This window comes from Acinetobacter sp. YH12040 (genome assembly GCF_013420005.1).
In the GTDB taxonomy this organism is placed as follows: domain Bacteria; phylum Pseudomonadota; class Gammaproteobacteria; order Pseudomonadales; family Moraxellaceae; genus Acinetobacter; species Acinetobacter amyesii.
On sequence record NZ_VOZB01000001.1, the window covers coordinates 313,209 to 326,810 of the forward strand.

Here is a 13,602-nt window from a genome sequence, read left to right on the forward strand (position 1 = left end):
GATGCCATTTTTTGGTTTTATTCCTTCTGAGGAACTTCTAAGCAGTATCCAAAATGGTCACGCGAAAAAAAATTCGAGTGAACCCCTTTATCCTTTACGTGATAAAACAGCTTTGCTGATTAATGAAGAAATCATTGGTGCAACTATATTAGCTCCTGTTCATCTGTTTCCTGCAAGCGACAAGCGCGACACAGCAGAAAAACTGGCAGGCTATGTCAAATCAACAGTCGCTGTATTGTTAAAGCAGCTATTGGGTAAATCTCCGAATGATGTGGTGAAACAATCCATTGAATTTTCAGAACGAAGTTTATTTCAGGACACAGCCGGCGCTCATCGTGTAGGTCTGAGCTTAGATGCTGGACTAGTCACTAACCTTAAGAACAGTTATGCCGAAATTAAATCGGGTGTAGATATCAATAAAGCTGCTTTTGGTGAACTGTATAAACAGTTTGCCGAAGCTGCAGTGCGTCATTTTATGAATGACTTTAATAAAACACTCGATTTAGGCATGATTAAACGTAAAGCAGCCGATATCGGTTCTTCTGCAGTAATTAAAGCTATTCATATTGCAATTGATAAGATTTTCCCAAATCTAACTAAAGAAGAGCTAGGTGCCCTTGCAGAAGCACATGATGCGATGTTTAACAAATAAATCTCGCTTTTCGTCAAAACCTAGCTTTGGCTAGGTTTTTTTATGGCTAAACGCATAAAATCGAATCCCGATACAATGACTATATAGTCATGCAAACACAGTTCTAGAATTGAACAGATTTTTATTAAAAGAAAGACAGTACATTGATATTCACAATTTTTAAAAATCTACAAAGAACAGGAAGAACCTGAATATAGATCATATTTTAATGTGAGCCGTCATTTTGGTTTAAATTTCAATGCGTCCATTTTAATATTCAATCTCTTTCTTTTTTATCATTCAGTCTATATTTCTACTATATATAGCGACGTTTTCAACAGCATTGAAGCGTTAGCGAAAAAAACTATGTAATGAATAAACCACTGCTTGCATATGGGTGTTTTAGACCGGTACTTTTCTAATCAAGCCTCTTCGTTTTTGGATTTTACTTTGCAAAATTTGTAGCTTCTAAACAATATTTCGCAACACAATAAAGGTTATTCGTTCTGCGTTTTTATGACGCATGAGTTTTAGAGTCATCTTTATTTCAAATGATTTGTGAATATTTGCAAGTTATGTAAATGAATATGTCACTTTTCAATATGTTAACTGCGAAAAAAACCTTTGCTTTGTCTTTTTTTGTATATCTATTTATGAAAGCATGCACTGTCAGTGGTATCTTAGTTGCTATTGGTAACCTTTACCTTTAATTAGCTATGAAACCAGAAGGTCATCACAATTTTCAGGACCTTTACCCCCTCGAAATTTTGTTCATACTCATCGCTAAAGCAACTGGAAATTTTTTATTTATGCTAAATCGAAATTTTTATAAAAAACTATCACATATTGCCATTATGGCCGGTTCACTTTCACTGACCAGTTTTTGTCAGGCCAACGACTTCCAATCTCATCCGGCATATGCAAGCTTTAAACAAAATGCAATGCAAACCTATGGTCTGAGTGAAAATCAAATTGATTGGGCAATGCAAGGTAGTAAAAACCTACCCAATATTATTAGCATTATGAATCGACCCGGCGAATCAAAGCCTTGGTATCAATATAAAACCAATTTTTTAGCTGAAAGTACAATTCAACGCGGCGTTCGCTTCAAAAATCAATATGCCGACACTTTAAATCGTGCAGAACAACAATTTGGTGTGCCTCAATCCGTGATTTTAGGCATTTTGGGTGTTGAAACAGGCTACGGCAGCAATAAAGGTAATTTTATTACCCGTGATGCTTTGGCGACCCTTGGTTTTGGCTATGAACGCCGTGCGCAATATTTCCAAGATGAACTTGCTGCACTGATTGCTTGGTCATATAAAGATGGTGTTCCAACCAACTCTGTCGTCGGTTCATATGCAGGTGCTGTGGGTTATCCTCAATTTATGCCAAGTAACATTCCAAAATTTGGTGTGGACTACGATGGCAATGGTCATGTTGACCTGCGTAATTCGGCTGTCGATGCCATTGGTTCAATTGCAAATTATCTAGCAAATTATGGTTGGCAGCGTAATCAACCGATTGCTTTTGCTGCTCGCTATAGCGGAAACAACCCAGATGCTATTATTGCAAAGGATTTAAACCAGCCAACACCCTATGGTGTACTCAAGGCTCAAGGTGTAACCCCTATGAATCCATTGGTAAAAATCGATGATCTCGATTTAGTCAATGTCATCCAATTGCAAGATAGTTATGGACCAATTTATTACATCACTTATCCAAATTTTCAGGTCATTACAACCTATAACAAAAGCCGTATGTATGCGACTGCACTATGGCTTTTAGGCACTGAAGTTACCAGTCGATAAGACTGGTTTTTTCTTATAAAGCAAAAAAGTCAACAAATATTTTCACCAAAATGAGCATTTATTCGACATTTTACACACCTTGTTACATTATTGATTATTTTTTAACCAACTATTGTTAATTTTTTAGACATTTTCAAAGTATTTTAATTAAACACTAGACAGCCTATTGATGGCATGAATATTATCCATCTCGTTAAATATAGTTGCAAAAGTGAAATATCAGACGTGTTTACATGGATATCAGCGACTTAGTTGAACCAGTAAATATGCCATTGGGAGATAAACAATGCAGTCATCAATTATTAAATATGCCTTAGCGGTTGCCACGGCAGTTGCGCTAAGTCAGTCACAAGCTGAGATGGTTCAGTCATCATCATTCAATCATGATAATGGCAACTCTCGTCTTGCAGCTCGTGTATTGAATAAAGAAGCTCAAAGCTTCAATTCAAACTTTACGAATTTAAGTAGCCTTTCAATCACTGAGCGTTCTGGCGATAAAATTCGTCGTCAAACAATCGCTGCTAAAATCGAAATTCCTGAAGATGAGCCTTCAGTGATTGAAAAGTTAAATACTGTTGCATCGAATACTGTTCGTAAGTTCACTCAAACAGGTACTGCTTCTTGGTACGGTCGTCAATTCCACGGTCGTAAAACAGCAAGCGGTGAAACGTTTGACATGAACGCACTTACAGCAGCACATCGTAGCCTGCCACTTAATTGCTTTATTCGTGTTACGAATCGCAATAATGGTAAAAGCGTCGTGGTGAAAGTAAATGACCGTGGTCCATTCCATGGTAACCGTGTTCTTGATTTATCTTATGGTGCTGCTAAGCAATTAGGTATTACCAGTGCGGGTACTGCAAATGTGAGCATTGAGCGCGTAGACGGTCCAAATTCTTAATTCTCCAATGAAGTGACTGCATTTAACAGACCACGCCTAGCGTGGTTTTTTTATTTGTAGCCTCTTAGCCTTTCAAATCATCAGTAATCCTGATTTTGACCCTTCCTCCATTCTTGTTTATATTGGAGTCCTTCCCCATGATTAAGGACTATCATGAAAACAATCAACGAATGGTTTGATGAATACAGCGAAAGTCATCAAAATAAAACCAATAAAATGATTCACTGGATTTGCGTACCCACGATTTATTTTTCAATCGTTGGCATATTGGCGCATTTTAGCGCGCTACTTACTGCTGTCTTACTTGCTTTAGCATTTATCTTTTACGCACGTTTAGACATTGTCCTTGCTGTTGCAATGGCCGCGTTAACATTAATCATGGCATGGCTAATTTGGGTGTTACCAGTTGGATATGGCTTTTATATCGCGCTCTTTATATTCGCATGGATTGGTCAATTTTATGGCCATAAAATTGAAGGTAAAAAGCCCTCTTTTTTCAAAGATCTCCAATTCCTCCTCATTGGCCCTATTTGGTGTTTAGATACATTTGCAGGAAAAGTACTTAGTAATTGGAAAACACGCCATAAATCGCAAATAAAGAGCATTTAGAGCACGATTAATTTCATAGATCTCTTTTTCACTTCTTCCACATCGGTTTTCTTCATATTCGATGCTTAAAACCCTATTGTTTATAGGTGTATTTATCTCTGGTATTTCCAATCATTTTTTCTATTTATACGACCAAAAAGCCAGTGTTTAAACACTGGCTTTTACTCAATATGGTTAATCCAATTTTATGTTGATAGCTTCATCTGAATCATGATCATTTAAATGACTAAAGTTAAAAATGACTACGTGATTTTTATTGATAGGTTTTACCTTGATGCTTTAACCAACCATCCTGATGACGTCCATTCGGATCGTGATGTGTCCAGTGCATCACACCCCCCTGATCTGAATATTCATATTCACCATAAAATTGAACTGTATCGCCTTTTTGCAAATCATCAATTCGTGGAGCAAGATCGATATTATGCGCGACCAAAAGCGTTTGACCATTATTTAAGGTCAAAATGAACTTTTGATGGCGACTACCTTCATTATCATCTCGAAGTACCGCTTTCACTCGACCTGTACCCTCAACCTGAACATTACTGAGTTTATTTTTAAATGCATGCGCAATAACATCTTCAGCACTCTGCCCTTTTTGTTGAGCATCTACAGGTTGTACTGATTCTATTTGTGGCTGTGCGTTTTGTTCCGCTGTCGTCTGAACTGGTGCAGATTTTTGTTGTTGTAAATCGATTCCGAAATAAGCGGCTGTAAGCGCAACAATAATTCCGCCGATGGTTAAATTTGTTTTGTTTGCCATAAGATAGTTTAAATCTAAATTTTCAACTCATTATAGTCATTAATATGGATAAAAATAGAATCTATGCACAAGAATGCACACAATATAAAGTTTAAATAGCTTTGAAATCAGTAAAGCTACAGCCATAAAAAAAGCCCTCAAAAACGAGGGCTTTTTTCTACAAATAATCAGAGATTATTTTGCAGCAGCTTGAGCAGCAGCAACTTCTTCAGCGAAAGAAAGTTCAGCTTTTTTCTCAATACCTTCACCAACTTCGAAACGTACGAAGTTAGCAACAGTAGTACCAGTTGCTTTAAGAACTTCTGCAACTTTCTTATCGTTGTCGATAACGTACATTTGGTTCTCAAGAACAACTTCGTTCAAGTATTTCTGAACTGAACCAGTTACCATTTTTTCAACGATGTTTGCTGGTTTACCAGATTCAATTGCTTTCGCTTCAGCAATTTCTTTTTCTTTAGCGATAAGTTCAGCAGATACGCCAGCTTCGTTTACAGCAACTGGGTTAAATGCAGCGATGTGCATAGCCAAACCTTTACCAGTTTCAGCATCACCAGCATATGCAACTACAACACCGATTTTTAAACCGTGTTTGTAAACTGCAAGGTTGTCGCCTTCAACGATTTGAGCACGACGTACTTGGATGTTTTCACCGATTTTTTGAACAAGCGCGATACGAGCTTCTTCAACAGTAGCACCATCTTCAAGTTTCAATTCAGCAATTTGAGCAACGTCAGTTACACCAGCAGCAAGCGCAGCAGCAGCAACTTTAGCAGAGAAACCAGCAAAGTTTTCGTCTTTAGCAACGAAGTCAGTTTGACAGTTAACTTCTAAAAGGATTGCTTTATTACCTTCTTGAGCGATAGTGATCGCGCCGTCAGCAGCAATGTTACCTGCTTTTTTAGCAGCTTTAGCTTGACCAGATTTACGAAGGTTGTCGATCGCTAATTCGATGTCACCGCCCGCTTCTGTTAATGCTTTTTTACATTCCATCATTGCAAGACCAGTACGATCGCGCAATTCTTTAACCATGCTTGCTGTAACTGCAGTCATGTTAATCTCCTAAATACGGTAGAAAATGAATTCTTTTTTAGAACAGAAACGGCCCAGAGCTGTCTCTTGGGCCGTCTGCATACATGACGCTTACTTTGCCACCATCACGTGTCGCAAAAATGACAAGCTTACGTCAAACGCATTAAGCCTCAGAAGCAGGAGCTTCTTCGCCTTTAGCTTGTGCATTTGCTTGTGATTGAGCATATTCTTTACCAGCAAGAATCGCATCAGCCATAGCAGAAGCGTAAAGAGTAACTGCACGGATCGCATCGTCGTTACCAGGGATAACGTAGTCTACGTTGTCTGGGTTAGAGTTTGTATCAACGATACCGATTACAGGAATACCAAGGTTTTTAGCTTCTTTAATTGCAATTGCTTCGTGATCAACATCGATTACGAATAATGCGTCAGGTAAACCACCCATGTTTTTAACGCCGCCAAGAGCGCGTTCAAGTTTTTCCATCTCACGAGTACGTTCTAAAGCTTCACGTTTAGTAAGTTTAGCGAAAGTACCGTCAGTAGATTGAGTTTGAAGGTCTTTTAGACGGTTGATTGACTGGCGAAGAGTTTTCCAGTTAGTCAACATACCACCCAACCAGCGGTGATCAACATATGGTTGACCTGCACGTTGAGCTTGTTCACGGATGATTGCAGAAGCTGCACGTTTTGTACCAACGAACAAAACTTTGTTCTTTTTGCTAGCCAAGTTGTTAGCAAAGTTCAAAGCATCATTTAACGCAGGAACAGTGTGCTCAAGGTTGATGATGTGAATTTTGTTGCGCGCGCCGAAGATGTATTCGCGCATTTTTGGATTCCAAAAACGTGTTTGGTGACCGAAGTGTGCGCCTGCTTGAAGAAGGTCGCGCATGCTTACGTTGTAATCTGCCATTTTCTTTACCTTAAAGTTTGGGTTAGGCCTCCATATACCCGCATTCTCCACCTAAAAAGGCACCCAGAGAAATGTGTCGATATATGTGCGGATTTTATTGCCCCATCGCACAAAGCTCGTGAAAGATATTCACGAAAAAGCATTTGATAAAATGGGCGGCTATTTATACCATAGTCACATACAAATTTCCAAAAGTTTTTAGAGATCATGAACAGTACTTACGAAGCTCCACGTCGATTAATTAAAACGCCTGACGAAATTGAAAAAATGCGCGTCGCGGGTCGACTGGCGGCAGAAGTTTTGGATATGATCAAACCGCATATTGTTCCAGGTGTGACTACCCTCGAACTTGATACGATTTGTCATGACTATATTGTCAATAAACAAGAAGCTATTCCTGCATGTTTAGGTTATGGCGCTGCGCCGGGTCGTCCAGCATTTCAGCACGTGATCTGCACTTCAGTGAACCATGTGGTGTGTCACGGTATTCCATCTGAAAGCAAAAAATTAAAAAAAGGTGACATCTTAAACATCGATGTCACTGTGATCAAAGATGGTTACCATGGTGATACCAACATGATGTACATCGTGGGTGGTGAAACCACTATTTTAGCGAACCGTTTATGCAAAGTTGCCCAAGAAGCCATGTACCGTGGTATGGCGGTGGTAAAACCAGGCGCAACCATGGGTGATATCGGCCATGCTATTCAACAATATGTTGAATCAGAACGTTTTGGTGTTGTACGTGAATATTGTGGTCATGGTATTGGTACCGTTTTCCATGACGAACCACAAGTTTTACACTACGGTCAACCAAATACAGGCATGATCTTAGAAGAAGGCATGACATTCACGATTGAACCAATGGTGAATGGTGGCGACTGGAAAACCAAACTTCTTGGCGATAAATGGACTGTCGTGACTAAAGATCATAGCTTGTCTGCACAGTACGAACACACGCTACTTGTAACAAAAAATGGTGTAGAAGTGCTAACTGCTCGCCCTGAAGAAGATTTATCGCGTTTTGTTCAATAAGCAAAGTATTTGAAGTATAAAATTTAATTAAAAAGGTCACACATATTGTGGCCTTTTTTATGCCTTTTTTTATCCGTGACTTTAAGATTTTTCCATAAAATTTGATTAAAAATTTAAGTAACTCAATGTAAATTTTCTTAATTATAAGGTTAGGATGGAATATCACACTTTTTTGCACATTGTTGATTTTGCCACTCCCCATTACTGTACATTTAAGCTAAGATAGTGTGCTTTTTATTTTTTAATCCCTATAAGAAGGAATACTGCCGTGGACGTACGTCTGTCTGATCGTGTAAATAGCATCAAACCGTCCCCTACACTTGCTGTTACTAACAAAGCTGCTGAATTGAAAGCTGCTGGTAAAAACGTAATTGGTTTAGGCGCAGGTGAACCGGATTTCGATACCCCACAACACATCAAAGATGCTGCAATTGCTGCTATCAACAATGGCTTCACTAAATATACAGCTGTTGACGGTACTCCAGGTCTTAAAAAAGCAATTATTGCTAAATTAAAACGCGACAATAACCTTGATTACGCTGCAAACCAAATCTTGGTTTCTTGTGGTGGTAAACAATCTTTCTTTAACTTGGCACTTGCTTTGTTAAACAAAGGTGACGAAGTAATTATCCCTGCTCCTTACTGGGTAAGCTACCCAGACATGGTGATCATTGCTGAAGGTACTCCTGTAATCGTGAAATGTGGTGAAGACCAACGTTTCAAAATTACGCCTGCTCAATTAGAAGCTGCAATCACTGACAAAACTCGTTTAGTGGTTCTAAACAGCCCTTCTAACCCAACAGGTATGATCTACACTAAAGAAGAATTGCTTGCTTTAGCTGACGTACTACGTAAATACCCAGAAGTTTTAGTTGCTTCTGATGATATGTACGAACCAATCCGTTGGGACGACGAATTCTACAACATCGCAACAGTTGCACCAGACCTTTACGACCGTGTAATCGTTCTTAACGGTGTATCTAAAGCTTATGCAATGACTGGCTGGCGTATTGGCTACGCAGCGGGCCCTGCTAAACTGATCGGTGCGATGAAAAAAATCCAATCTCAATCAACTTCAAACCCAACTTCTATTTCACAAGTTGCTGCTGAAGCTGCATTGAATGGCCCTCAAGACGTTCTTGAGCCAATGATTGAAGCATTCAAACGCCGTCACGACCTAGTTGTGAAAGGCTTGAACGACATCAACGGTATTACTTGCCTTCCTGCTGACGGTGCATTCTATGCATACGCAAACATCCGTCCTTTAATTCGTGCCAAAGGTTTAAAATCTTGCACAGAATTTTCTGCATGGTTGTTGGAAGAAACTGGTGTTGCAGTAGTTCCTGGCGATGCGTTCGGTCTTGGTGGCTACATGCGTATTTCTTATGCAACTGCAGACGAAGTACTTGTAGATGCGCTTGCACGTATTAAGAAAGCTGCTGATTCAATCGAAGGCGTAGATGCTGCGATTGCTTCAATTGCTGCTGAAAAATAATCTGCTTTTAAAAAACCCGCGAATATCGCGGGTTTTTTTTATACTCATCAAAAAAATAAATTAATACGCTTCACTTCTACACGCTTTTGATCAATTTTTTTCGCGGTTCAAACTAAATAACAAAGCTCATCCAGCCCATTTGACTTCCTTCAAATCAACTTAAATATTAAAAAACCAAACGATAAAACCTAAAACTAACCTTCATATTCAAATCTTTGGTTTGCATTCTTTTTACGTTTTCAGCTATGTTATTTAAATAAGTTCCTTTTTAGAACCCAAAACAACCACAAAACTAACCTATCCAGAGATATACCAATGAACATCAAAGAAATGACTGGACTAGAAATTTTAAAGGCAATGATGCAAGGCCAAATTCCACCTGCAAGCATTAGTGAAATTATTCCAATGCAACCCAAAAAGATTGAGCAAGATAATGTAGAGTTTGTTGTAAAAGCCGATCAGCGCCATTTAAATCCCCTTGGTGGTGTGCATGGTGGCTTTGCAGCAACAGTCTTAGATACAGTTACAGGGTGTGTCGTACACTCGGCATTAGAAGCTGGTATAGGCTATGGCACCATTGATCTCAATATAAAAATGTGTCGACCTATCCCTAAAAATCAAGATTTAACCGCAATAGGCCATTTAATTAATATCAGCAAAAATTTAGCAATTTCAGAAGGCAGAATTATGGATAACAATGGAAAGATATATGCTCATGCAACAGCGACATGCATGATTATACGTCCTTAATATTTTATTTTTCTGCTCGCAATTCAATGCGAGCAGATGATGGTTCAAACTTAAATTGCTGAATGTAAGGCGCGAATTAATTGGCCTTCGCTTAGATCAATGCGATTACTGCCCTTTTGAAAGCAGTAATATTTTAAAGCACTATCTAACTCAACACGAAGTTCCCGTTGTTCTGAAATAGACCATACTTTAGAACGATTTGAGCCTGATAACGCATTACCGGCCAATTGGTATAAATACAAATCTTGCTTGCGTTGCAAAGGCACACGACGGCCATCATCTTGATGTTCAAAACGTAAATGACATGGCGTGTTGATCAACCATTTTTCACTAAACCACAGTTGTAATAAATCACCCAATGCCAAGTCACGTCGACCCAAAGGCCAAACGTCAACGTACGCACCTTCCACAGGTGTTTGATATTGCTCTTGATTACTAATAATGGAAAGATAGTTTTCTTGATAAAAAGAAAAATTTGAAAAAATCTGAGAAATAGTCAGCGTATTCATTCGCTTTCTCCTGTTTAGCCATTTTAGTGCTGGCAAGTTGGGTTTAAATCCACACTGTTTAAACATATGTTTAAACGCTCTGTTGTTGCATTCAGACTATCAATTGAATTTTTTCTTTGCAAGCCTAAGATTCATTTTTTCTAAAAAATCCTTCTTTTTGTTCAAATAAAAAACATCTATCACGCATTTCTTCTCATATTGGTATTTTTAGCTTGACCCTCCTCAAAATCTGCTTATAATCGCATTCAGATTCTCCAATAGCTCAGTCGGTAGAGCGACGGACTGTTAATCCGCAGGTCCCTGGTTCGAGCCCAGGTTGGAGAGCCAAATTCTAAAGCCCATTTATTTAAATGGGCTTTTTTAATGCCTATGATTTACATATAATCTATAAGTCATTGTCATTAAAATAAAAAAAATGTTCATTCAAGTTGATGCTGAATCAAATAAAACTGCCTTAAAACACTACCTCACTGCATTCATTTTTCTTTTAATTATTATCAGCCCATTTGCAATTTATTTGGTGAGCTGCACACCCGAAAGTGAAATTGAGCAACATTTCAAAACACCACCCAATTTATATAATAGTGAATCTAACACCCTTCTTGACAGCAAGCTACAATGGTTGATTCCACCTCAGCAGATTCAAAATCACAATACTATTCCCGAAATATCTGAATCTGTATTGAACGATATGACAGAAGGACTATATTGGTCAAGCACACCGATTACGCTGCAAAACCACTCTGATCAGCTATATGTTCATATCGATTTTGCAGGTCAGCAACAAACACGAAAAGATCTTGAAATTTCGGTACTTCCGTTATGCATTGTTAACGAAAAAGAAACACCATGTATGAAAGCTGGATTAAATGCAAGTGGACAACTTTTTAACATCTCAACTCAAAAAAATACGCAATATCGCACATTGGAGACCAATAAATCTTGGATCTTTTATGGCCATGATTTCCAAGAAAATTATATTATTCCACCACAAGCCACTCTCAAATTTCTAGTTAAAGCCAACATCCCTGAACACTTAACCCTGCAATGGCTTCGCCTAAGCATCAGTACTAGCCCCATTGTTGAGAAACAGCAGAATTATATGCTCATGACGCAAAAGAATATGAAAATAAAATATGTACTTGCACTATTACCACTCTTCATATTCGCTTTGATGCATATTTTTCAAGGGTTTGAAAGCCTTCGTAATTTATCTATCGGCGCACTTTCAGCACTTTTATTTGTAATCAACACCATCATTTGGGATATCCACTATATGGTGATTGGTTGCCTGATTTTATGTTTTGCAAGTGTCTGTTATTGTTTTGAGAGCCGATATTATCGATTGCTTTATTTAACGGGTTATTTACTAATTGCAGGCTATTCGCAGCAATATTATGGTGGTTTTAATAAACACTTCTTCACCCAAACCAGTTTAATTTTATTGATAGGTTTATCGATGTTTTATCTTGAACCTAAAGATAGCTAAATCATTTTCATAAAAAAGCTCCGCAAATCGCAGAGCTTTTTTCTTTTAATAATCTTAAATCACATTAAAACTCAAGGTATATTTATATCGTTTTAATGTATCGCCTTTCATTTCAAAAGGCTGTTGATAGTCAATTTTCAGTAAATACTGACCACGATCTGATAGGCTAAAATTCAAGTTTCCTTCTTGATCAGTTTTAAGCGTTTTATAAACTTTTCCTTCACGGCTGTAATCCGTTGTTTGCTGCAAAATTTCAATCTGCAAACCCGCAACCGCTTTTTTCTGATCTAGCACTTTCAGTTGTACTGGCTCATTTTGCATAATGGCATTCGGATGGGTTCTAAATTGCACATCAAAACCATCATGCAAATAATTCACTACATTTGTAGACGTTACACGGCGCGATACAAAAGTTTCAATGATTTCTTGGGTTTGAATACTTTTGATTTGCGACTTTTTAGTCAACTCGGCTGTATAAATGACATTTGCATTCGCAGTTTTTTGAGGATCACGTACACCATTGATTAACGCTTTCCATTGCTTTTGATCATAAGCAAAACGCGCTGTACTTCCCTGCTTTTCACCACGAATACGATACGTGCCATCCTGCTTATTTTCTAAACTATAACTGCTGACTGTTTGAGTTTTTGCCCAATCAGCATCCGTTAAATGCAGCTTTTCACCTGACGGTGTATGTACATGGAAATTAAAATTTTTAATGGCTATTTCAGAAACAAACGGATTGTCATAAAAACCAGAAAGAATGGCACTATGATTATTAAATGTTTGATAGTTTAGAGGTGCAACATAAGGATAATGCGCTTCAGCCTGACCAACCGCACACAAAGCGATACAGAGTAAAGTGAATTGTAATTTCATATTGAATAAGTGAGCTTAAATTGTTTGATTCATAGAGATCGTTTCATTTTAGATTCACCCAAGACAATTGTAAATAATTCTTATTATCGTTTATTTTAAGTGTATAAAAAATCCCCCATTCTGGAGGATTCTTTTTATCAAGCTGCTTTGACTGGCACACCACTATGAAAGCGGAATAAATCATCTGGGCTGCTAATCAGATTTTTTTCAACTTCACGAATATGCTCAATACGCATCTGAATATCTTCTTTCGGGTTCTTTAGCTTATTGGTCATCGCCACATCCATGGCCAATGCCAAATAGTCCTCATAATGGCGTGATTCAGACTTTAGCAAATAGCGGTAGTAACGCCCCAACTCTTCATCCACATGTGGTGCAAGCGCATAGAAACGCTCACATGACCGTGCTTCAACAAATGCGCCAATCACCAAGATATCAATTAACGCTTCTGGCTCGTAAGTCCGCACTTCTTTACGTAGACCACCTGCATACCGACCAGCACTGATTGCAGTCCATTCCTGACCACGTTTTGCCATCAGTTCCAGCACTTGCTCATAGTGCAGCATTTCTTCACGTACTAGCTGTGCCAGTTTGATTTGTAAATCCGAGAAAAAACTATAACGAAACATCAAATTCATTGCTGTACTTGCTGCTTTCTTTTCACAATTGGCATGATCCTGCATCAGGATATCCAAATTATTTAAAGCTTCATCTAGCCATGCTTTTGGTGTTTCACACCCCAAGAAGCCAATGACTGGCTTCATTAGGGCATCATAATCAATATTTGACAT

General features: G+C 38.3%; 14 protein-coding genes and 1 tRNA gene. 9 read left to right on the forward strand and 6 right to left on the reverse strand.

The window, feature by feature from the left end:
- Position 1: 1 nt before the first annotated feature.
- From FTT99_RS01465 to FTT99_RS01480, 4 genes are all read left to right on the forward strand, one after another.
- The gene (locus FTT99_RS01465) at positions 2-652 is read left to right on the forward strand and encodes a hypothetical protein (RefSeq protein WP_180129348.1); all 651 of its coding nucleotides are present in this window, start codon (positions 2-4) and stop codon (positions 650-652) included.
- 788 nt (positions 653-1,440) lie between these two features.
- Positions 1,441-2,442, forward strand: coding sequence for a lytic murein transglycosylase B (gene mltB, locus FTT99_RS01470; protein ID WP_078190309.1), 1,002 nt, complete (start codon positions 1,441-1,443; stop codon positions 2,440-2,442).
- Positions 2,443-2,728: 286 nt separating this feature from the next.
- Positions 2,729-3,343 (forward strand): septal ring lytic transglycosylase RlpA family protein, encoded by a 615-nt coding sequence (locus FTT99_RS01475; protein ID WP_180129347.1) that lies wholly within the window; start codon positions 2,729-2,731, stop codon positions 3,341-3,343.
- Between the two features lie 153 nt (positions 3,344-3,496).
- A complete protein-coding gene (locus FTT99_RS01480; RefSeq protein WP_180095001.1) occupies positions 3,497-3,952 on the forward strand; it encodes a DUF962 domain-containing protein in 456 nt (151 codons plus the stop codon).
- A gap of 253 nt (positions 3,953-4,205) precedes the next feature.
- On the opposite strand, the gene FTT99_RS01485 is transcribed toward FTT99_RS01480, so the two are convergent.
- The 3 genes from FTT99_RS01485 to rpsB form a co-directional block, all read right to left on the reverse strand.
- A complete protein-coding gene (locus tag FTT99_RS01485) occupies positions 4,206-4,715 on the reverse strand; it encodes a DUF3465 domain-containing protein (protein WP_180129345.1) in 510 nt (169 codons plus the stop codon).
- Positions 4,716-4,889: 174 nt separating this feature from the next.
- Complete coding sequence (tsf, locus tag FTT99_RS01490; protein ID WP_180066391.1) at positions 4,890-5,765, reverse strand: translation elongation factor Ts; 876 nt, start codon at positions 5,763-5,765, stop codon at positions 4,890-4,892.
- 142 nt (positions 5,766-5,907) lie between these two features.
- On the reverse strand, positions 5,908-6,654 hold the full coding sequence (rpsB, locus tag FTT99_RS01495; protein WP_078190314.1) for a 30S ribosomal protein S2: 747 nt from the start codon (positions 6,652-6,654) through the stop codon (positions 5,908-5,910).
- A 207-nt stretch (positions 6,655-6,861) separates the two neighbouring features.
- Here rpsB and map point away from each other — a divergent pair, with 207 nt between their 5' ends.
- From map to FTT99_RS01510, 3 genes are all read left to right on the forward strand, one after another.
- The gene (gene map / locus FTT99_RS01500) at positions 6,862-7,689 is read left to right on the forward strand and encodes a type I methionyl aminopeptidase (RefSeq protein WP_180003232.1); all 828 of its coding nucleotides are present in this window, start codon (positions 6,862-6,864) and stop codon (positions 7,687-7,689) included.
- A gap of 268 nt (positions 7,690-7,957) precedes the next feature.
- On the forward strand, positions 7,958-9,184 hold the full coding sequence (locus FTT99_RS01505) for a pyridoxal phosphate-dependent aminotransferase (RefSeq protein WP_111883988.1): 1,227 nt from the start codon (positions 7,958-7,960) through the stop codon (positions 9,182-9,184).
- Between the two features lie 315 nt (positions 9,185-9,499).
- The gene (locus FTT99_RS01510) at positions 9,500-9,934 is read left to right on the forward strand and encodes a PaaI family thioesterase (RefSeq protein WP_180094997.1); all 435 of its coding nucleotides are present in this window, start codon (positions 9,500-9,502) and stop codon (positions 9,932-9,934) included.
- A gap of 50 nt (positions 9,935-9,984) precedes the next feature.
- On the opposite strand, the gene FTT99_RS01515 is transcribed toward FTT99_RS01510, so the two are convergent.
- Entirely contained in the window at positions 9,985-10,443 is a 459-nt protein-coding gene (locus FTT99_RS01515) for a hypothetical protein (protein ID WP_180023362.1), read from the reverse strand.
- A gap of 251 nt (positions 10,444-10,694) precedes the next feature.
- On the opposite strand from FTT99_RS01515, the gene FTT99_RS01520 reads away from it, so the two are divergent.
- Positions 10,695-10,770, forward strand: a tRNA-Asn gene (locus FTT99_RS01520).
- Positions 10,771-10,858: 88 nt separating this feature from the next.
- Positions 10,859-11,932: a hypothetical protein gene (locus FTT99_RS01525; protein ID WP_180129343.1), complete on the forward strand. Its 1,074-nt coding sequence runs from the start codon at positions 10,859-10,861 to the stop codon at positions 11,930-11,932.
- 54 nt (positions 11,933-11,986) lie between these two features.
- On the opposite strand, the gene FTT99_RS01530 is transcribed toward FTT99_RS01525, so the two are convergent.
- Together FTT99_RS01530 and FTT99_RS01535 are read right to left on the reverse strand one after the other, a co-directional pair.
- The gene (locus FTT99_RS01530) at positions 11,987-12,811 is read right to left on the reverse strand and encodes a DUF4198 domain-containing protein (RefSeq protein WP_180129341.1); all 825 of its coding nucleotides are present in this window, start codon (positions 12,809-12,811) and stop codon (positions 11,987-11,989) included.
- Between the two features lie 137 nt (positions 12,812-12,948).
- On the reverse strand, positions 12,949-13,602 hold the full coding sequence (locus FTT99_RS01535; RefSeq protein ID WP_180003242.1) for a tRNA-(ms[2]io[6]A)-hydroxylase: 654 nt from the start codon (positions 13,600-13,602) through the stop codon (positions 12,949-12,951).